The sequence below is a fragment of the Streptomyces sp. NPDC023838 genome (assembly GCF_040639555.1).
Lineage (GTDB): Bacteria > Actinomycetota > Actinomycetes > Streptomycetales > Streptomycetaceae > Streptomyces.
In genome coordinates, this window is the sequence record NZ_JBFAAD010000001.1 from 369769 (window position 1) to 392454 (window position 22686).

The window sequence follows — 22686 nt, forward strand, 5'->3', positions numbered from 1 at the left end:
ATGAAGCGTGACCTGCAACGGTTCTTGCGAGAGACGCTGAGCGGCGTCCTGGGAACCGATCTGGCCACCAGCGCCGACAGCGTCGCCCTCGTGGAGCTGGGGCTCGACTCGATCAGCTGCGTCGTGTGGCTGCGCGAGGTCAACCGGACCTTCGGGCTTTCCCTCACGGTGGCCGAGGTATGCGGTCACCCCACTTTCGGCGAGCTGGCAGCCCTCATCGAGGGCGCCATGGGAGATCTGATGAGTGTCACGAGCCCTCGGTCTTCGGCTGCCCAGGTGGCCTCGTACCTGCGGCAGAGCCTGGCCGACGAGCTGGAGCTGGCGGAGCCGGACATCGACGACGACGCGCCGTTCGTCGAGCTGGGCCTGGACTCCATCACCGGCGTCACCTGGACCCGCAAGCTGAACACGCACTTCCAGCTGTCGCTCTCCGCGACGCAGGTCTACAGCCACCCGACGGTCGCCGAACTGGCCGAGCACCTGGTGGGATGCCTGGGCGGCGCGGGTGCGCCGTCGGCGGCCGAGGAGGCCGCCGCCCCTGCCCCTGCCCCCGCTCCCGCCCCTCCCCCCGCTCCCGCTCCCGCCCCGGAGCCCGAGGCCGCGCACGAGCGCGGTGCCGGTGACGAGGAGCGCGCCGCGCTCGCCTCCTGGCTGCGCGCGAGCCTCGCCAAGGAGCTGGAGCTGGACGAGGCCGACCTCGACGACGAGACGCCGTTCGTCGAGCTGGGCCTGGACTCCATCACCGGCGTCACCTGGACGCGGTCCATCAACACCCGCCTGCAGCTGTCGCTCTCGGCGACCACGGTGTACGGCCACCCGACCGTCGCCGCACTCGCCGCGTACCTCGCGGACGAGCAGCGGGCGGCGCTCCCGGCCGAGCCGGCGGCGGTCGACGTACCGGTGGTCGAGGCGACCGTCGAGCCTCAGTCTCAGGCTCAGCCGGAGCTTCAGACTCACACTCAGCCTCAGCAAGAGCTTCAGCCGGAGCCGGAGCCGGAACCGCAGCCCGAACCCGTACGCGTATCCACGCCCCGCCCGGCCGTCGGCCTCGTCGACATCGCCGTCGTCGGGATGTCCGGCGCCTTCCCCAAGGCGGAGAACCTGGACGAGTTCTGGCGGAACATCGTCGAGGGGCGCGACTGCGTCTCCGAGGTGCCCGGCTCGCGGTGGTCCGTCGAGACGTTCTACGACGAGCGGCCCGGCACGCCCGGCAAGTCGTACAGCAAGTGGATGGGCGTGCTGGAGCACGCCGACCGCTTCGACCCGCTGTTCTTCGGCATCTCGCCCGGCGAGGCGGAGTACATGGACCCGCAGCAGCGGGTCCTGCTCCAGGAGAGCTGGCGGTGCGTCGAGGAGGCTGGGTACAACCCCGAGGCGCTCTCCGGTACCCAGTGCGGCGTCTTCGTCGGCTGTTCGGTCAACGGCTACGGCGGACGGCTCGACGAGACCGAGCTGAGCGCCCACCAGAACCTCGGCAGCAACAGCGCGATCCTGGCCAGCCGGATCTCGTACACCCTGAACCTCAAGGGCCCCTGCCTGTCGATCGACACCTCGTGCTCGTCGTCGCTGGTGGCGATCGCCGCCGCGTGCGACAGCCTGGTCCTCGGCGACAGTGACACGGCGCTGGCGGGCGGTGTCTGGGTCATCCCCGGCCCCGGCGTCCACGTGGCGATGAGCCAGCTGCGCGCGCTCTCCCCCGACGGCCGCTGCCACGCCTTCGACGAGGGCGCCAACGGGTTCGTCCCGGCGGAGGGCGTCGGGGTCCTGCTGCTCAAGCGGCTCGCCGACGCGCAGGCCGACGGCGACCGCATCCACGCCGTCATCAAGGGCTGGGGCGTCAACCAGGACGGCAAGTCCAACGGCATCACCGCCCCCAACGCCGAGGCGCAGACCCAGCTCCAGCGGCGGGTGTACGACAGGTTCGGTATCGACCCGGCGGACATCCGGCTCGTCGAGGCGCACGGCACGGGCACCGCGCTCGGCGACCCGGTGGAGATCGACGGCCTGGTCGGGAGCTTCGGCGCGCACACCGACGAGCGCGGCTACTGCGCGATCGGTTCGGTCAAGAGCAACATCGGCCACAGCGCCTGCGCCGCCGGAGTCGCCAGCACCCTCAAGGCCGTGCTCGCCCTCAAGCACAGGACACTGCCGCCGACGATCCAGTACGACCGCCTCAACGAGCACATCGACCTCAGCGACACCCCGTTCTACGTCAACACCGAGGTGCGCGACTGGCCGGAGCGGGACGCCAACTCCCGTATGGCGGCGGTGAGTTCGTTCGGCTACAGCGGCACCAACGCCCATCTCGTGGTCGCCGAGGCTCCGCCGGTCGCCGTGCGGGCCGACGAGCCGGGCGCCCGGCTGATCGCCCTGTCCGCGCGCACCGCCGACCAGCTCGACCGGCAGGCACGGCAGCTCCTCGCGCACCTGGACGTCGAACCGGCGCAGAGCCTGCGCGCGCTCAGCCACACGCTGCTGCTCGGCCGCAAGCACTTCCGCCACCGCCTCGCCCTGGTCGCCACCGCGCCCGGCGACGTGGCTCGCGCCCTGCGCACCTGGCTGGAGACCGGCGCCGACCCGGCGGTCCGCACCGGCGACCGCAAGCCGGAGCGCGCCACGGGCAACCGGCCGGCCGCGCCCACGGGGACGGCCGACCAGCTGGACCGGCGCCACCTGGAGTCGCTGGCCGAGGAGTACGTACAGGGCCGCACCCCGCCGTTCGACGCCCTCTTCGAGGCGGGCCGCCCGGCCCGGACCTCACTGCCGACATACCCGTTCGCGACCGACTCGTACTGGCTCGCGGGCCCCGCCGCCGAACCGGCCCGCGCCGCCGCCCCCGTGGCCGGTGAGCTGCTGTGGCTGGAGCCGCGCTGGGAGCCCGCGCGGCCGTCCGGCGCCACGGCCGTCCCCGGCGAGCACACCGTCTGGCTCGTCGGACAGGGCGTCGACGACACTCTCGCGGACGCGGTGCGCGACCGGCTGCCGGGCGCCATCACCGTACGGACGCTCACCACCGGCGCCGACACCCTCGACGCGGACTACCTGCGGCTGACCCGCTCGCTCCTCGCGGACGTGCGGAGCCGTGGCGGAGCGCGCGAGGGCCTGCTCCAAGTGGTCGTGGCGGGACCGGGGGAGTCCCGCGTGCTCGCGGGCGTCAGCGGGCTGCTGCGTACGGTGAGCCTGGAGCACCCCCGGCTGCGCACACAGTGTGTCGAGTACGCCGACCCGCTGTCGGCCGACGCCCTGGCCCGGCTCGTCCGCGCGTGCGCGGGCGACGCGAACGAGCCGGAGGTACGCCAGGCCGACGGTGTGCGTTCCGTGCGCCGCCTGGCTGAACTGCCGTCCACGGAAGGCGGGTTGAGCGCTCCTTGGCGTGCCGGTGGCGTGTATCTGATCACCGGTGGTCTCGGCGGGCTCGGCCTCGTCCTCGCTCGCGAGATCGCCGGAAGCATCGGTGAGGGCGCGCTCGTCCTCGTCGGCCGCTCCGCACCGGACGCGGCCACCCGCCGTACCCTCGCGGCCCTGGCCCGGCCGGGTGTGACCGTCACGTACGAGCGGGCCGACATCGCCGACCGCGCCGCCGTGGACGCGCTCGTCGGCGAGGTGGTCGCGCGCCATGGTGCGATCCACGGCATCGTGCACTGCGCCGGGGTGCTGCGGGACGGGCTGGTCGCCGGGAAGACGGACGACGACGTACGGGCCGTGCTCGCGCCCAAGGTCGCCGGCCTCGTCCACCTCGACGAGGCCACCCGGGACCAGCCGCTCGACCTGCTGCTCTCCTTCTCCTCCACGGTGGCCGCGCTCGGCAACCCCGGGCAGGCGGACTACGCCGCGGCCAACGGCTTCCTCGACGCCTACACCGCCCACCGCAACGAACTGGCCGCACAGGGCCGCCGGTCCGGCCGCGCCGTCAGCATCGGCTGGCCGCTGTGGGCGGACGGCGGGATGCGTCTCGACGCGGCCGGGCTCGACCGGCTGGCGCGGCTCGGGGTCGCCCCGCTGGCCACCCGTGACGGCCTGCGCGCCCTGGACGCGGCCATCGCCTCGGGCCGGGAACGGACGCTGGTCCTCTCCGGCGACCGCGAGCGGCTCCTGGCGCGGCTGTCGGCGCTGATCGCCACGGCGCCGGAGCCGGAGCCGCAGTCAGAGCCGGAGCGGCTGAGCGGCCCGACGCCGCAGGCGTGGCAGGAACTGCTCGTCGCCGAGATATCCGCCCAGCTCAAGGTCCCCGTCGAAGAGATCGATGCGGACGGTGAGTTGGGGGAGTACGGGTTTGATTCGATCAGCTTGACCGAGTTGGCGAACCGTCTGAACGAGCGGCACGGGCTGGCGCTGGCCCCCACCGTCTTCTTCGAGTACGCGACACCACGCCGCCTGGCGGAGCACCTGGCGGAGCACCTGGCGGGGCAGGGGCACACGGCTCCGGCCGCGCCGGCCTCCCCGCCCGCCGGTGATCTTCTGGCCGCGACCCAGGACGTCCTTGTCGCCGAGATATCCGCCCAGCTCAACGTGCCCGTCGAAGAGATCGACGCGGACGGTGAGTTGGGGGAGTACGGGTTTGATTCGATCAGCTTGACCGAGTTGGCGAACCGTCTGAACGAGCGGCACGGTCTGGCGCTGGCCCCCACCGTCTTCTTCGAGTACCGGACCGTCGGCAGCCTCGCGGCACACCTCGTCGACGCGTACGCGCCGGAGATGGCGCGCGTCCACGGCGAGCGGCGGAGGGTGCCGGAGCCGGTGCGGACGTCCGCACCCATCGTCCCGTCCGAGGACACCGCTCCCCACCACACCGCTCCTCACCACACCGCTCCTCACCACACGGTTGAGACCGGCCCCGCCGAGCCCATCGCCGTCATCGGCATGAGCGGCAGCTTCCCCCAGGCGCCCGATCTCGCGGCCTTCTGGGAGAACCTGCGCGACGGCAAGGACTGCATCACCGAGATCCCCGAGGACCGCTGGGACTGGCGGGCGATGCACGACGACCCGGCCACGCCCGCGAACAGGCGGCACGTGCGCTGGGGCGGCTTCCTCGACGCCGTCGACCGCTTCGACCCGCTCTTCTTCGGCATCTCGCCGCGTGAGGCCACCGCCATGGACCCGCAGCAGCGGCTGCTGCTCACCCATGTGTGGAACGCCTTGGAGGACGCCGGGCTCGCGCCGTCGAGCCTGGCCGGCACCGACACCGCCGTGCTCGTCGGCACCGCGCCCAGCGGCTACGGCTCCCTGGTGCTGAAGGAGCAGCAGGGCGAGGACGGGTACGCGGCCACCGGGGTCTCCGGTTCCGTCGGCCCCAACCGGGTCAGCTATCTGCTGGATCTGCACGGCCCGAGCGAGCCGGTCGAGACCGCCTGCTCCAGCTCGCTGGTCGCCCTGCACCGCGCGGTGGAGCTGCTGCGCTCGGGAGCGAGCGGACTCGCCCTGGTGGGCGGCGTGAACACCATCGTCAGCCCCGACCTCCACATCAGCTACAGCCGGGCCGGAATGCTCAGCGAGGACGGCCGCTGCAAGGCGTTCGCGGCGGGTGCCGACGGCTATGTGCGCGGCGAGGGCGTGGGCATCCTCGTCCTGAAGCCCCTCGCCACGGCCGAGCGCGACGGCGACCGCATCCACGGCGTCATCCGCGCCACCGCCGAGAACCACGGCGGCCGGGCTCACTCGCTCACCGCCCCCAATCCGCAGGCGCAGGCCGAACTCCTCAAGTCCGCCTACCGCCAGGCCGGGATCGACCCGCGTACCGTGACGTACGTCGAGGCGCACGGCACCGGCACCGAGCTGGGCGACCCCGTCGAGCTCGGCGGCCTCAAGAGCGCCTTCGCCGCGCTCGCCGAGGAGACGCCGGACGGACTGGGCGAACCCGCCCGGTGCGGCATCGGCTCCGTCAAGAGCAACATCGGGCACCTCGAACTGGCCGCGGGCGTGGCCGGGGTGATCAAGACGCTGCTCCAGATGAAGCACGGCGAGCTGGTGGAGAGCCTGCACTGCGGGGAGCTCAACCCCTATCTGGACCTCGCGGACGGCCCCTTCCACGTGGTGCGCGAGCGGACGCCGTGGCGACGGCTGCGGGACGCGGACGGCACGAGCGTGCCGCGCCGCGCGGGAGTCAGCTCGTTCGGGTTCGGCGGGGTAAACGCCCATGTCGTGCTGGAGGAGTACCGGGGCGGCGAGCCCCGGCGGGAGGCGGCCGAGAGCCGTCCGGCCCTGGTGGTGCTGTCGGCCCGTACGGACGAGCAGCTCACCGGCCGGGCCCGGGACCTGCTGGACCACGTGACGTCGCATCAGGTGACGGACGCTCAACTCCCGGCACTCGCCCACACGTTGCAGACCGGCCGCGATGCGATGGAGGAGCGGCTCGCCGTAGCCGTCACCTCGGTGGCGGAGCTGCGCGACCGGCTCGCCCGCCTCCTGGGCGGGAATGCGGACGGCTGGCACCGGGGCTCCGCGCCCCGCCGCGCCCCGAAGGCCGCCGGGCGCGACACCGCACGGCTCGCCGCCTCGCACGCCTGGCTGGACGCCCGGGACGACAGCCGCGTACTGGCGGAGTGGGTCACCGGGCACCCGGTCGACTGGCAGCGGCTGTACGGTCCGGGCGCCCGTCCGGAGCGCCTGGGCCTGCCGGCCTACCCCTTCGCCGACGAGCGGTACTGGGCGGGCCGCACCCGCCGCCCGGCCGCACCGGGCCACCCGCACCCGCTGCTGCACCGGGCCGCGTCCGGCGAAGCCGACGGGGCCGAGGCGTACGAGTCGCGCTTCGACGGCAGCGAGCCGTTCCTGCGCGACCACCGTGTCCAGGGCGGCCGGGTGCTGCCCGGCGCCGCGCACCTGGAGATGGCGCGCGCCGCGCTCGCCCGGTTGATCGGCCCGCAGGGCGACCGCGTCCGGCTGGCCGACGTCGTGTGGCTGCGCCCCGCCCTCTGCGGACCGGACGGTCTCGACCTGCGCGTCACCGTACGCACGACGGCCGAGGGCGCGTACGAGTACGCCATCCACGCCGTCGACCGCGACGGCGTGCGCACCCTGTGCAGCCAGGGCCGTGCGAGCGTGACCGGCGGCGCCGAGAGCCGTCCGCCGCTCCTGGCCGAGCTGCGCGCGCACTGCGCCGAGTCCGCCTTCACGGCCGACGACCTGTATGACCTGTACGCGAACGTCGGCATGGAGTACGGCCCGGCCCACCGCTCCCTCGTGGGGCTCGGCGTGGGCACCGACGGCGAAGGGCGGCCGCAGGTCCTGGCCGAGCTGCGCCTTCCGGCGGCGGCCGAGCCCGTGGACCGCTACCGGCTGCACCCCAGCATCGTCGACGGCGCCCTCCAGGCCACGATCGGCCTCGGTCTCACCGCCGCCGCGCGCGAGGGGCAGGCCGGGCGGCCCGCGCTGCCCTTCGCCCTCCAGGGCCTGACGGCGGCGGGGGCGACCCCGACGACGGCGTACGCCTGGGTCCGCCACCAGGACGGCAGCCGCCCCGACGCCCCCTCCGCCAAGCTCGACGTGACCGTCCTCGACGAGCGGGGCGAGGTGTGCGTGGAGCTGACCGGGCTGAGCGCCCGGGTGCTCCCGGGCGGCCCCGGGGGGCGGCCCGCGCCGGCGCCGGTTCCGCAGGCGGCGGTGGAGCCGGTGACCGCGTCCGCCGACGCGCCCACCGCCGACCGCGCGCTCGACTACATCCGCGAGCAGCTGGCGGCCGCGCTCGAAGTCGCCGCCGAGCGGCTGGACGTGGACACCCCGCTGGAGCACTACGGCATGGACTCCATGATGGCGATGGAGCTCACCCGCCACCTCGAAGGGCCGTTCGGACCGCTGTCCAAGACGCTGTTCTTCGAGGTGCGCACCATCAGGGCGCTGAGCGAGCACTTCCTGGCCGAGTACCCGGAGCAGGTGCGGGCGGCCCTCGGCGCGTCAGGCCCCGAGCCGGTGACCACGTCCGCCGCCTTGGTGGAGTCCACCGGCGAATCCAGCGGCGAGCGTCGCGCCCCGCGTGCGCGCACCGACATCGCCATCGTCGGCGTGAGCGGGCGCTACCCGGAGGCCGAGGACCTCGACGCCTTCTGGCAGAACCTGCGCTCCGGACGCGACTGCATCCGCGAGGTGCCGCGGAGCCGCTGGGACCACCGGGAGCACCCGGGTGGCAAGTGGGGCGGCTTTCTCGACGGCGTCGACCGGTTCGACCCGCTGTTCTTCCACATCTCGCCGCGCGAGGCCGAGTACCTCGATCCGCAGGAGCGCCTGTTCCTCCAGTGCGTGCACCACACCCTGGAGGACGCCGGATACACCGGCGCGACCCTGGCCCCGGCCGGCAAGGTGGGGGTGTTCGTCGGTGTGATGTACGAGGAGTACCAGCTCCACGGCGCACAGGCGCAGGCGCGCGGTCAGCACGTCGCCCTGTCGGGCAGCCCCTCGTCCATCGCCAACCGCGTCTCGTACTTCTATGACTTCCACGGGCCGAGCATGGCCGTGGACACCATGTGCTCGTCGTCGCTGACCGCGATCCACCTCGCCTGCGAGGCGATCCGCAGCGGTCAGTGCGCATCGGCGGTCGCGGGCGGCGTGAACGTCAGCGTCCACCCCAACAAGTACCTGATGCTCAGTCAGGGCAGGTTCACGGCGAGCGACGGCCGCTGCCGCAGCTTCGGTGAGGGCGGCGACGGCTATGTGCCCGGCGAGGGCGTCGGCGCGGTCCTGCTGAAGCCGCTGGACCGGGCGATCGCGGACGGCGACCACATCCACGCCGTCATCAAGGGCACCGCGCTCAACCACGGCGGCCGCACCCACGGCTTCTCGGTGCCGAGCCCGGCGGCACAGGGCGAGGTCATCGCGGCGGCGCTGGCCGAGGCCGAGGTCTCCCCGGCCGCGCTGAGCTACCTCGAAGCCCACGGCACCGGCACCGCGCTCGGCGACCCGATCGAGATCGCGGGCCTGGTCAAGGCGTTCCGCACGGCCGGTGGCGGCGCGCTGCCGCAGAGCCTGGCGATCGGCTCGGTCAAGTCCAACATCGGCCACTGCGAGAGCGCGGCGGGCATCGCCGCGGTCACCAAGGTGCTGCTCCAGCTCAAGCACCGCGAGCTGGTGCCGAGCCTGCACTCGGCCGTGCCCAACCCGCACATCGACTTCGAGCGGACGCCCTTCCGGGTCCAGCAGCAGCTGGAGCCGTGGCGCCGCCCCACGCTGATCGTCGACGGTGAGGAGCGCGAACTGCCGCGCGTGGCCGGGGTGTCGAGTTTCGGCGCGGGCGGCTCCAACGCCCATGTGATCCTCGCCGAGTACGAGCCGGAGGCCGCGCACCGCGAGGTGCCCGCCGACGGGACCCCGCCGGTGGCCGTGGTGCTGTCCGCGATGAGCGAGCAGCAGCTCGTCCAGCAGGCTCGCCAACTGCGGGTCCGCGCCGAGGAGTTGGGCGATGCCGACCTCGGCGCCGTCGCCTGGACGCTCCAGACCGGGCGCGTCGCGCTCGATGAGCGCCTCGCCTTCACCGCGACCTCGATCGAGTCCCTCAAGCAGCACCTGGACGCCTTCGTCACCGACCCCGCCGCGCCCGGAACCCGGCTGCGCGGCACCGTACGGCCCGACGGCGACGTGCCGCGCGAGACCGCCGAGACCGTCCGCGCCTGGTGGGAGCAGGGGCAGCACGACGAGGTCCTGGCCCGCTGGGTGCGTGGCCTCGCGGTGGACTGGGCGCGGCTGCACGGGACTCACGCGCCGGTGCGGCGTATCAGCCTGCCGGGCTACCCGTTCGCCCGCGAGCGCTACTGGCTCGACGCCGAGGACGTGAGGGACACAACGGCCCAGCCGCGCCACGACGAGCTGCTGCTACTGAGGCCGGTGTGGGAAGAGGCTGCCGGAGCGGACGCCGCCGCGCCCGAGGAGTACGCCGAGCACCATGTCGTCCTGATCGGCTCGCTCGACGCCGCCGGGCGGGACGCGTACGCGGCCGCGCTCGCCGGGACGACCGCCTTCGCGGTGGTGGAGCCGGGCGAGGGGCCGCTGGACGCCCAGTACCTGGACGTCACCCGGCAGGTGTTCGCCCTGACCCGTGAGCTCCTGGCGCGCGGTCCGCGCCGACCCGTGCTGCTCCAGGTGGTCCTGGTGGGCAGTGGCGGCGCCGCGGAGTGCTTCGGCGGCCTCACCGGACTGCTGAAGACCGCCCAGCTGGAGAACCCCCGGCTGCGCACCCAGTACCTCGACTGCCTGGACGGCGCCCCGGCCCCGGCCGTCGCCGCCCGGCTGCTCGCCGAGGCGGGCCGTGCGGCGGAGCCCGAGGTGCGGTACCGGGACGGGCGGCGGTACGTGCGGCGCTTGGACGAAGTGGCGCCCGCGCGCCCGGCGGCGGCGCCGTGGCGCACCGGCGGCGTCTATCTGATCACCGGCGGCGCCGGGGCCCTCGGCCTCGTCGCGGCGCGTGAGATCGCCGACGGCGTCGAGCACGCCACGGTCGTCCTCACCGGCCGCTCCCCGCTGGGCGAGGAGCAGTCGCGCGCGCTCGACGCCTTGCGGACGGCCGGCCTGCGCGTCGACCACCGGCGGGTGGACGTCACCGACCGCGCGGCGGTGGACGGGCTGATGGCGTACGTCGAGGCCACCCACGGGCCGCTCACCGGCATCGTGCACAGCGCCGGTGTGCTGAGCGACGACTTCATCGTCAGGAAGACGCCCGAAGAGCTGGCCCGCGTGCTGGCCCCCAAGGTGTCCGGCCTGGTCAACCTGGACGAGGCGAGCAAGGGCCACCCGCTGGAGCTCTTCTGCTGCTTCTCGTCCACCAGCGGCGCCTTCGGCAACCCCGGGCAGGCCGACTACGCGGCCGCCAACGCCTTCATGGACGCCTACGCGGCCCACCGCAACCGCCTCGTCGGCGCCGGGCTGCGGCACGGCACGACGCTCTCCGTCAACTGGCCGCTCTGGGAGGACGGTGGCATGCGGGTCAACGACGCGACCAGGGAACAGCTCCGGCAGATGGACCTCGCGCCCCTGGACACCGCCGCCGCCCTGCACGCCCTGCGGGTCGGCGCGGCCGCGCACGACAACGGCCTGGACGAGGGCCGCCTGGTGGTTCTCGCGGGCAACCGCGAGGCACTCCTGCCGAGGCTGACGAGCCGTCATATGACTACTGGGGAAGAGGAACCGGTGCAGCAGGAGCAGCCCGTACAGGGCACCGACCGCGCGCTCGTGGACCGTACTGTCCGCTACCTGCGGCAGCTGCTCGCCGGTGCCCTCAAGCTGGGCGTCGAGCGGCTCGACGCCGACACGGCGCTGGAGCGGTACGGCATGGACTCGGTCGTGGCGACCGATCTGATCGCCCGCCTGGAGGAGAGCTTCGGCCCGCTCTCGAAGACCCTGTTCTTCGAGATCCAGACGGTCCGCGCGCTGGCGGAGCACTTCGTGGCCGAGTACGAGGGGGTGCTGCGGACGATGTTCGGTGAGTCCAGCGCTCCGCGCCCGGCCCCGAGCGCCGCCAGGCCCGCCGAGCCCGTGCGTGCGGTGGCGACCGTCGCGGCCGTGGCCGAGCGGTCCCCGCGCCCCGGTGCCGCGCCCGTCGACCAGGACGTCGCGATCATCGGGATCAGCGGGCGCTACCCGCAGGCCGCCGATCTGGACGCTTTCTGGGGCAACCTGCGGTCCGGCAAGGACAGCGTCACCGAGGTGCCGGCCGAGCGCTGGGACCACGACGCGCTCTTCGACACGGACCGGGACGCGCCCGGCCGCACCTACTGCCGCTGGGGCGGCTTCCTCGACGGGATCGACCGGTTCGACCCGCTGTTCTTCGGCATCTCGCCCCGCGAGGCCGAGGCGATGGACCCGCAGCAGCGGCTCTTCCTGGAGACGGTGTGGGAGCTGCTTGAGGAGGCCGGGGTCACCCAGGACGCCATCGAGCGGCGCTACGGGCGCCGGGTCGGTGTGTACGTCGGTTCGATGTACCAGATGTACCGGGCCGACGAGGCGGACGTGCCGCGCGCGGCGCTGACCTCGGCGACCTCGTACAACATGATCGCCAACCGCGTCTCGTACTTCTTCGGGCTCGAAGGCCCGAGCCTGGCCGTGGACAGCATGTGCTCGTCCTCGGCCCAGGCGATCCACCTCGCCTGCGCGGACCTGCTGCGCGGGGAGAGCGAGCTGGCGATCGCGGGCGGGGTGAACCTCACCGTCCACCCGGACAAGTACCTCGCGCTCTCCCAGGCGCAGCTCCTGGGCAGTCACCCGGGCAGCCGCAGCTTCCGCGACGGCGACGGGTACCTGCCCGCCGAGGCCGTCGGCGCGGTGCTCCTGAAGCCGCTGGCCGCCGCGCTGCGCGACGGCGACACCGTGCACGCGGTCGTCAAGGGGAGCGCCTCGCTGCACGGCGGCCGGGCCAACGGCTTCATGACGCCCAGCCACCGCACCCAGGTCGCCGTGATGCGGCGGGCGTTGGAGCGGGCCGGTGCGGCGCCCGAGTCGATCGGCTACGTGGAGGCGGCGGCCAACGGGTCGGCGCTGAGCGACGCCGTCGAGTTCAGCGCACTGCGCGAGGTCTTCGGCGCGGTGCCCGAGTCGGTCGTGCTCGGGTCGGTGAAGTCCAACCTCGGCCACCCCGAGGCCGCCTCCGGCATCGCCCAGCTGACCAAGGTGGTGCTCCAGCTGCGCCACCGTGAGCTCGCCCCGCTGGTCGAGGGCGGCACCCCCAACCCCAACCTCGACTTCGAGGCCGCGCCCTTCGCCCTGTCCGAGCGGCTGGCCCCGTGGCAGCCGCGCCCGGCTGAGGGGCAGGGCGTCCGCCGCGGTCTCATCAACTCCGTCGGTGCGGGCGGCAGTTACGTCAGCCTGGTCGTCGAAGAGGCTCCGCCGACGGTCGTCGAACCGGCGGCGGGCGACGGTGGGCCGCAGCTCGTCGTGGTCTCGGCCAAGGACACCGAGCGGCTGCGCGACACGGCCCGCCGGCTCCTCGACTTCGTCGACCGTGAGGTCGCCATCGACCTCGCGGACCTCGCATACACCCTCCAGACCGGGCGCGAGGCGCTGCCGGAGCGGTTCGCGGCCGTCGTGGGCTCGCGGGCCGAGCTGCGCGCCGCACTCGCCCGCCACCTCGGCGAGGCGGACGCCGTCGAGGGCCTGGGAGTCCAGGTCCACGCGGGCAGCGCCGAGGACGGCGCCAACCCGTTGACCGCGCTTCTCTCCGGCGCGCACGGCGAGGCGTTCGTCGCCGCGCTGGTCGCGGACGGCGACCTGGACCGGCTCGCCGGGCTGTGGGTCGGCGGCGCCAAGGTCGACTGGCAGGCTCTGCACGAGGGTCGGCCCCGCAGGCGGATCACCCTGCCGACCACGCCGTTCCGGCGCAAGCGGTACTGGATCGGTCGCACCTGGCAGCAGCCGGCCCCGGCCGGGCAGCAGGTGGTGGCGAGTCCACCGCTGCAAGGTGAGGCCGTGCGGGCCCCCCATGTGCCGCAGCCACGCGAGGCCGCACCGGCACCGCGACCGTCCGAGGCCGCGCAGGCACCCGACGACCTGACCCGCTACCTCGCGGGGTTCTTCACCGAAGCCCTGGGCCTGGACGCGGGCGAACTGCCCGCCGACAAGGACCTGCACGGCTTCGGCGTGGACTCCATCCTCTGGTCGCGGCTCCAGCGCCGGGTCGAGGCCGACCTCGGCCTGCGCCTGTCCACCCGCGACCTCCTGGAGGGCGGCACCCTCGAACGCATCGCGGCCCGCCTCACCGAGCTCCGCGCCGCGACCGGCGCCGCCGAGCCCGCCACCGCCCCGGCCCCCGGCCCGGGTCCGGACACCGAAGACCCCCGTGCCGCCAAGGCCCGGGCGCTGGAGCAGTTCCGGCAGGGGCACGTCAGCCTCGAAGATCTGAAGGCACTCATGAAGGAAGCACCGAGCGCGTGAACGAGGATCAGATACTGGCGGGCTTCAAGGCGGGCACCCTCTCCGCCGACGACGTTCTCGCCTTCTACGAAGAGCTCCAGCGGCACGCGGCCGAGCGCCCCCTCTCCGAGGGCCAGAAGGGACTGTGGCTGCTGCACCGGCTGCGGCCCGACGCGGACGTCTACAACGTCCCGGTCTGCTTCCGCACCGACACGCCCCTCGACGTCGACCGGCTGCGCCGGGCCTTCGCCCTGGTGGTGGCGGCCCACGGCCAGCTGTCGAGCGCGGTGACGGAGCAGGACGGCGTGCCGTACCTCGTCGCCCGCCCCGACCGGCCGGTCCACTTCCGCCACGAGCGGGTGCCGGGCCTGTCCGAGGACGCGCTGCTCGCCGAGGTGCGCCGGGCGGCGAAGACCCCGTTCGACCTGGCGTCGGACCCGCTGGCGCGGGCGTATGTCTACGAGACGCACGCCCCCGGGGCGGTCGTCCTGCTGGTCTTCCACCACCTCGTCTTCGACGGCGCCTCCACCCCGCTGTTCCTGCGGGACCTGGCATCTGCGTACGAGGCGCTGGGGCGCGGCGCCGACTGGAGCTCGCCCGCGCCGGACGTGTACGACGAGTTCGTCCGGTGGGAGCAGTCCTTCCTCGACGGGCCCGAGGGCGCGCGCCACCGCGCGTTCTGGCAGCGGACGCTGGCGGGCGACCTGCCCGTGCTCCGCCTCGGTATCGAGCGCGCCCCCGCCCCCGGCGCGCCGGTGCTCGGCCGGACCGCCTCGCTGGCGCTCTCCGGAGCGGCGGGCGAGCGGGTGCGCAGCTGGTGCGCGGCGAGCGGAGTGCGGCCCGCCGTGCTCTTCCTCGCGGTGTACGAACTGCTGCTGCACCGCTACAGCGGCGAGCGGGACCTGATCGTCGGCGTGCCGTCGATGGGCCGCCCGGACCTCGCGTACGCCGACTCCGTGGGCTACTTCGTCAATATGGTGCCGGTGCGGTTCGGGCCGCGGGAGGACGTGCCGTTCCGCGACTACGTGCGCGAGCTCTCGCTGGTCCTGGCCGATGGACTGGATCACGCCGGATACCCGTTCCCGCGCATGGTGCAGGACCTGAACATCCAGTCCGACCCGGACTCCTCGCCGGTCTTCCAGGTCTCCTACGTCTTCCAGAACCAGCGCATGATGCACGTCGCGGAGGACGTGCTCGGCCTGGAGCTCGCGCGGTCGATGCGGTTCGTCGAAGGGATCTCGCAGGAGGGGGAGTTCAAGCTCCACCTGGAGGTCTTCGAGAACGCCGACGACTACGCCCTGCACCTGAAGTATGACGCCCAGCGCTTCGAGACCGCCGACGTCGAGCGTTTCCTCGGCCACTACCAGCGGCTCCTGGACTCGCTGCTCGACGGCCCCGAGCGGCCGCTGTCGGCCGCCTCGCACCTGTCGGACGAGGAGCGGCACCGGCTGCTCGTGGAGTGGAACGACACCCGGCGCCCCTACTCGGACGACAGCTCGCTGCCCGAGCTGTTCGACGCCGCCGTGGCGCGCCACGGCGACCGCACCGCCGTGGTGTTCGGCGAGCGCTCCCTGACCTATGCCGAGCTGGCCGCGCGCATCGACGAGGTCGCCGCCGAGCTGCGCGGGCGCGGCGTCACCGCGGACACCGTGGTCGGCGTCTGCATGGAGCGGTCCGTCGAGATGGTGGTCGCCCTGTGGGCGGTCATGAAGGCGGGCGGCGCCTATCTGCCGCTGGAGCCGGGCTACCCGGCCGACCGTCTCGCGTACATGATCGAGGACTCGGGCACACACCTGGTGCTCGGGCAGCGGCACGTGAGGGGCGACGGCCTGTCCGCCGCCCGCGAGGTGCTGTACCTGGACCGCGAGGGCCGCGTCGAGGGCGCCGGCTCCGGGCGAGCCGTCGCGGGACGCTGTGCCGCCACCGCGCGCAGCCTGGCGTACGTCATCTACACCTCCGGCTCCACCGGCCGCCCCAAGGGCGTCATGGTCGAGCACCGGGCGGCCGTGAACCGCATCGAGTGGATGCAGAACGCGTACCGCCTCGACGTGGACGACGTCGTGCTGCAGAAGACGCCGTTCAGCTTCGACGTGTCGGTGTGGGAGTTCGTCTGGCCGCTGCTCAACGGCGCCCGGCTGGTCGTCGCCGAGCCCGAGGGCCACAAGGACCCCGACTACCTGGTGTCGCTGATCCGCCGCACCGGTGTGACGACCCTGCACTTCGTGCCGTCCATGCTGCGCCTGATGGTGGAGAACGACGGCTGGGCGAGGTGCGCGTCGGTGCGCCGGGTGTTCTGCAGCGGCGAGGCCCTGCCGCCCGAGCTGCCGCCCCGCCACTACGCGGTGCACCGCGCGCCGCTGCACAACCTCTACGGCCCGACCGAGGCCGCCATCGACGTCAGCCACTGGACCTGCCCGCCCGGCGAGGAGGCGCGCCCGGTCCCGATCGGCCGTCCGATCCAGAACATCCAGCTCCATGTGCTCGACGGCTTCGGCCAGTTGGCGGCGGTCGGCTGCGCCGGAGAGCTGCACATCGCCGGGGACGGTCTGGCCCGGGGCTACCTCAACAACCCGGACCTGACCCGGGACCGGTTCGTGCCGAACCCGTTCGCCACGGCGGCCGGCGCCCGGATGTACCGCACCGGCGACTCCGTACGGCGCCTCGCGGACGGCACCCTGGAGTTCCTCGGCCGCATCGACAACCAGGTCAAGGTGCGCGGCTTCCGCATCGAGCTCGACGAGATCGAGGCCCGGCTCGGCGCCCACCCCGAGGTGCGCGCCTGCGCGGTGCTGGCCCGCGAGGACAGCCCCGGCGACCCCCGCCTGGTCGGCTACGTGGTGCTCGACCCGGGCTTCGACGAGACGCCCGGCCGCGACCACCACGCCGAGCTGCTCGCCCACCTCAAGGACGCGCTGCCCGACTACATGGTGCCCAGCGCCTTCGTGGTCCTGGACGCGCTGCCCGTCACCGCCAACGGCAAGCTCGACCGCAAGGCGCTGCCCGCGCCCGACGCCGGCGCGTACGCGGTGCGCGCCTACGTCGCCCCGCGCACCCCGGCCGAAGAGGTCCTGGTCGGGGTCTGCGCCGAACTGCTCGGGTTCGCGGCGGACCGGATCAGCGTCGAGGACAACTTCTTCGCGCTGGGCGGGCATTCGCTGCTCATCCCCAAGCTCACCGCGCGGCTGACCGCCGCCGGGCTCCACTGCGACCTGCCCGCGGTCTTCGCGGCGGCCACCCTGGCGGAGCTCGCCGCGTCCGTCGACGGCAGCGGCGCGACGGACACCTTCGAGGTCCCGGCCGCGCGCGTCCCCGAGGGCAGCACCCGGATCACGCCCGACATGCTGCCGCTGGTGGAGCTGACCGAGGAGGAGCTGGCGGCGGTCGTCGCGGCCGTGCCCGGCGGCGCCGCCAACCTCCAGGACGTCTACCCGCTGGCCGCCCTCCAGGAGGGCATGCTCTTCCACCACCTCAAGGAGAGCGGCCGCGACCCGTACGTGCTGTCCGGCGTGTTCTCCTTCGACAGCCGCGACCACCTGGACCGCTTCGCCGACGCCCTGCGCGCGGTGATCGCCCGCCACGACGCGCTGCGCACCGCGATCCTCACCGACGGACTCCCGCAGCCCGTCCAGGTCGTCGTCCGGCACGCCGAGCTCACCGTGGACGAGTTCGCGGTGCCCTCCGGCAGCTCCGCGGCGGACGAGATCCAGCGGCTGCTGGCCGGTTCGCAGGCGATGCGCCTGGACCGGGCGCCGCTGATCCGGCTGCGCGCGGCCCGGGACCCGCACAGCGGGCAGTGGTCCGCGGTGCTCAACCTGCACCACGTCATCGACGACGCCACCTCGCTCGGCTTCCTGTTCAAGGAGCTCGTGGCGCACATGACGGGCCGCGCCGCCGAGCTGGCCGCCCCCGAGCCGTACCGCAACTTCATCGCGCACGCCTCCCACCGGGCCAAGACCCTGGACCCGGCGGCGTACTTCGGCGAGCGGCTCGGCGACGTCACCGAGCCGACCGTGCTCTTCGGCATGCAGGACGTGCACGGCGACGGGCGACGGGTCGCCGATCTGCGCAAGCCGCTCGATCCGGAGCTCGGCGAGCGGGTCCGCACCCGGGCCAAGGAGCTGCGCGTCAGCCCGGCGACGCTCTTCCACGCGGGCTGGGCGCTGGTCGTCGCGGCCTGCGCCGGGCGCGACGACGTGGTCTTCGGAACCGTGATGTCCGGGCGCCTCCAGGGCCCCCGGGGCATCGAGCGGATGCTCGGCAACTTCATCAACACCCTGCCGGTCCGGCTCGACCTCACCGGGCGCGACGTGCGCGAGCTGGTGGCCGAGACCGACCGTGCGCTGCGCGAGCTGGTGCGCCACGAGCAGACCCCGCTCGCCGTCGCCCACCGCCACAGCGACGTGCCCCGCGACACCCCGCTCTTCAACGCGATCTTCAACTTCCGTCATCTGGAGTCCGACGACCGCATCGACGAGGACGAGCTGGAGCGCGCGGGCGTCACGTCGCTGGCCGGGGTGATCGAGCGCAGCAACTACCCGGTCGCGCTCTCGGTCGACGACCTGGGGCACTCGTTCTCCGTGGACGCGCAGATCGACCAGGCGCAGGACGCCGCCCTGGTCATCGCGTACCTGGAGACCGCCATGACCGGGCTGCTCGGCGCGCTGGACGCCGAGGAGCCGGTGGCCGCCCTCGACATCTCCGTCCTGCCCGAGGCGATGCGCCGGCGGCTGCTCGTCGACGACAACCGGCGCCCGCGTTCGTACGCGGAGGACCGCGCTCTGCACGAGCGGTTCGAGGCGGCCGCCGCCGCGACCCCCGACGCCGTCGCCCTCTCCTACGGCGCCGAGAGCCTCACCTACCGCGAGCTGAACGCCCGCGCCAACCGGCTCGCCCGCCATCTGCGCGAGCTGGGTGTCGGCCCGGACGTGCTGGTCGCCCTCTGCCTGCCGCGCAGCGAGCACATCGTGATCAGCCTGCTCGCGGTCCTCAAGGCGGGCGGCGCCTATGTGCCGCTCGACCCGGCATCGCCGGTGGACCGGCTCGGCCATCTGCTCACCGACAGCGCGCCGCGCGCCCTGCTGGTCGACGGCCCGCTGCCGGAGGGCCTGCGCGCCCCCGAGGTGCCGGTGGTGGACGTACGGGCCGACGCGGCGCTCTGGGCCGACCGCCCCGACACCGATCTACCCGCCGCCACCACGGGCCTGACGCCCTCTCACCTGGCGTACGTGATCTACACCTCGGGCTCGACCGGCACACCCAAGGGCGTGATGGTCGAACACCGCAACGCGACCCGGCTGTTCACCGCCACCGAGCCGTGGTTCGGCTTCGGCCGTGACGACGTGTGGACGCTGTTCCACTCGTTCGCCTTCGACTTCTCCGTGTGGGAGATCTGGGGCGCGCTGCTGCACGGCGGCCGTCTGGTGATCGTGCCGCAGACCACCACCCGCAACCCGAAGGACTTCTACGCCCTGCTGTGCGCGGAGGGGGTGACCGTCCTCAACCAGACGCCCAGCGCCTTCCGGCAGCTGATCGCGGCCCAGGGCGACAGCCCGGCCGCGCACCGGCTCCGCACGGTCGTCTTCGGCGGGGAGGCGCTGGACGTGGCCGCCCTCAAGCCGTGGCTGCGCCGCGCGGCCAACAAGGGCACCCGGCTGGTCAACATGTACGGGATCACCGAGACCACCGTGCACGTCACCTACCGGCCGCTCACCGAGGCCGACGCCGAGCTCGCCGTCAGCCCGATCGGCGAGCGGATCCCCGACCTGCGCACCTATGTCCTGGACCGGCACGGGCGGCCCGCCCCCGTCGGTGCGGTCGGCGAGCTGTACGTCGGCGGCGACGGGGTGGCCCGCGGCTACCTCAACCGGCCCGAACTGACCGCCGAACGCTTCCTCGACGACCCGTTCTGCCCCGAGCCCGGTGCCCGGATGTACCGCACCGGCGACCTGGCCCGGGTGCTGCCCGACGGCACCCTGGAGTACCTGGGCCGCAACGACGACCAGGTGAAGGTGCGCGGCTTCCGCATCGAGCTCGGCGAGATCGAGGCGAAGCTGCTGGCCCACCCGGGCGTCGAGGACGCGCGCGTGGTCGTGCGCGAGTACGGCGAGCACGACCAGCGCCTGGTGTCCTACGTGGTGCCCTCGGCCGAGCGCGCGCACGCGGTGCGTGAGCTGCTGCGGATCGAGCGCACCGAACCCGAGGCGCTGGAGCGTACGTACCAACTGCCCAACGGCATGACGGTGTTCCAGCAGAACCGCAGCGAGACGGACTTCGTCTACGAGGAGATCTTCACCAACCTCGAATACCTGCGCAACGGCATCACCATCCGCGACGGCGACACCATCGTCGACGTCGGCGCCAACATCGGCATGTTCACCCTGTTCGCGGGCGTGCGCTGCCCCGGCGCGCGGATCCTCGCCTTCGAGCCGATCCCGCCGGTCTTCGACTCGCTGCGCCGCAACGTGGAGCTGCACGGGCTGAACGCCCAGGTGTTCGCGTGCGGCCTGGCGGCCGAGGCCAAGGAGGAGACGTTCACCTTCTACCGCCACAACACCGTCATCTCCAGCAGCGTCACCACCGCCGAGCAGGCGCACGAGATGGTCCGCTCCTACCTGCGCAACCAGGAGGAGCTGACCGAGGACGGCACGGTCGCCGGTGACGAGCTGGTGGCCGAGCTGGTCGACGCGCGCCTGGACAGCGAGCGGTTCACCTGTCAGCTGCGCACCTTCTCCGAGATCGTCGCCGAGCACGGCCTGGACCGCGTCGACCTGCTGAAGATCGACGTGGAGAACGCCGAGTACGAGGTGCTCAAGGGCATCCACTGGCGCGACTGGCCCAAGATCCGCCAGCTGGTGGTGGAACTCCACGACGTGGACGGCCAGTTGGAGAAGGTGGAGACCCTGCTGCGGGCGCTCGGCTACCGGGTGGTCAGCGAGCAGGACAACCGGCTGCTCCAGGGCACCCCGCTCTACAACGTGTACGCGATCCGCGAGGAGGGCGCCCGCGCGCCCGACTCCGGCGAGCAGGAGACCGCGCCGCGCTGGGCGGCGCGCACCCCACTGCTCGACGACATCCGCACCGCCCTGGCCGAGGCCCTGCCCGAGTACATGGTCCCGGCCGCCCAGGTCCTGCTCGAAGCGCTGCCGCTCACCCAGAACGGCAAGCTCGACCACCGGGCGCTGCCCGACCCCGAGAGCACCCGCGGCCGGGGCGAGCGTCTCGTCGCACCCCGCACCGAGACCGAGCGCGCCGTCGCGGCGGTCTGGGCCGAACTGCTGCGCACCGACGTGGACCAGCTGGGCGTGGACAGCAACTTCTTCGCCCTCGGCGGCAACTCGCTGCTCGTGACCCGACTGGTGAACCGGCTCAAGCAGCAGAGCGGCGCGGACCTGCCCATCCAGGTCGTCTTCGACGCCCCGACGCTCGCCGGCATGGCCGCTGAGCTGGAGCGACATGCGCCCGCGGGCGGGGAGGAGGGCCTGCTCGACGTGGATAGGATCCGCGAGAGCCTCGGTCTGATCGAGAGCATGAGCGACGAAGAGCTGGACGCTCTGGAAAGCCAGAACCAGGAACCCGGGGCCGGACGATGACCACTGTGAACGAAGACAGCGCCGACCTGATCAAGAAGATCAGGTCGCTGCCCGCCAAGCGGCAGCGCGCCCTGATCGCGCTCCTGCGCAAGCAGGGCGTGGACCTCTCCGCGCTCGACACCATCCCCAGGCACCCCCGCTCCGCGACCGAGCCGGTGCGGCTCTCCTTCGCCCAGCAGCGGCTGTGGTTCCTGGCCCAGCTGGACGGGACCAGCGCGTACTACAACATCCCGATGGCGCTGCGGCTCAGCGGCCCCCTCGACCGCCCCGCGCTCCAGCGGGCGCTGGCCGAGATCGTCCGCCGCCACGAGGTGCTGCGCACCCGGTTCGTGGAGCGCGACGGCGTCCCGTACCAGGAAATCGGCGACGGCAGTGACTTCGCCGTCGCCTACGAGGAACTCGCCGACCCGGACGCGCTCGCCGGCGTGTGCGAGCGCGAGGCGGTCGCGCCCTTCGACCTGGCGCACGAGTCCCTGATCCGGGTCCGCCTGCTGCGCGAGTCCGAGCGGGCGCACGTCCTGCTGGTCACCATGCACCACAGCGTCTCCGACGGCTGGTCGCTCGGCGTCTTCTTCCGCGACCTGGTCGCGCTGTACGAGGCGTACTGTGCGGGCGCCGAGTCGCCGCTGGAGGAGCTGCCGATCCAGTACGCGGACTACGCGCACTGGCAGCGCCAGTGGCTGGTCGACGAGGTGCAGGAGCGCCAGGTCGGCTACTGGAAGGAGCGGCTCGCCGGGGTCGACGCCCGGCTCACCCTCCCCGCCGACCTGCCCCGCCCCGAGATCAAGACGTACCAGGGCAGGCACGAGCGGTTCACCTGCCCGCCCGAGCTGCTGCGGCGGCTGCGCGAGGTGAGCGAGCGGCACGACGTCACGCTCTACATGACGCTGCTCGCGGTCTACGCGCTGACCCTGCACCAGTACACCGGCCAGAGCGACATCGCGGTCGGCACCCCGGTGGCGAATCGCAACAGGCTGGAGGCCGAGGGCCTCATCGGGTTCTTCGCCAACACCCTGGTCATGCGCACCGACCTGTCCGGCGACCCGTCCTTCCCCGAGCTGCTCGCGCGGGTCAAAGAGAGCGCGCTGCAGGCCTACGACCACCAGGACGTGCCGTTCGAGGCGGTCGTGGACGCGCTGAACCTGGAGCGCAGCCTCAGTCACTCGCCGGTCTTCCAGACCATGTTCGTGCTCCAGGAGGCGCAGTCCGAGCGCGAGGTCCGGCTCGGCGCGCTCGACGTCTCGCTGATCGAGTTCGACTTCGACATCACCAA

3 protein-coding genes (1 of these 3 only partly in view) are annotated in these 22686 nt (G+C 73.2%); all 3 read left to right on the forward strand.

Translation table 11 applies throughout. From position 1 onward, the window contains the following. Tightly spaced (each overlapping or abutting the next), the 3 genes in view from AB0G17_RS01515 to AB0G17_RS01525 form a layout consistent with a single transcriptional unit that may run on beyond the window. The gene (locus AB0G17_RS01515; RefSeq protein ID WP_361374308.1) at positions 1-13845 is read left to right on the forward strand and encodes an SDR family NAD(P)-dependent oxidoreductase; all 13845 of its coding nucleotides are present in this window, start codon (positions 1-3) and stop codon (positions 13843-13845) included. Next, positions 13842-21413, forward strand: a complete 7572-nt coding sequence (locus AB0G17_RS01520; protein ID WP_361374310.1) for an amino acid adenylation domain-containing protein — start codon at positions 13842-13844, stop codon at positions 21411-21413. The genes AB0G17_RS01515 and AB0G17_RS01520 overlap by 4 nt, the downstream gene beginning before the upstream one ends. Beyond that, positions 21410-22686: the beginning of an amino acid adenylation domain-containing protein gene (locus AB0G17_RS01525; RefSeq protein WP_361374312.1), read on the forward strand. The gene runs 7903 nt beyond the window's last position; the window shows 1277 of its 9180 coding nt (coding positions 1-1277); it begins with the start codon at positions 21410-21412; the stop codon falls past the right edge of the window. Before AB0G17_RS01520 ends, AB0G17_RS01525 begins: the two co-directional genes overlap by 4 nt.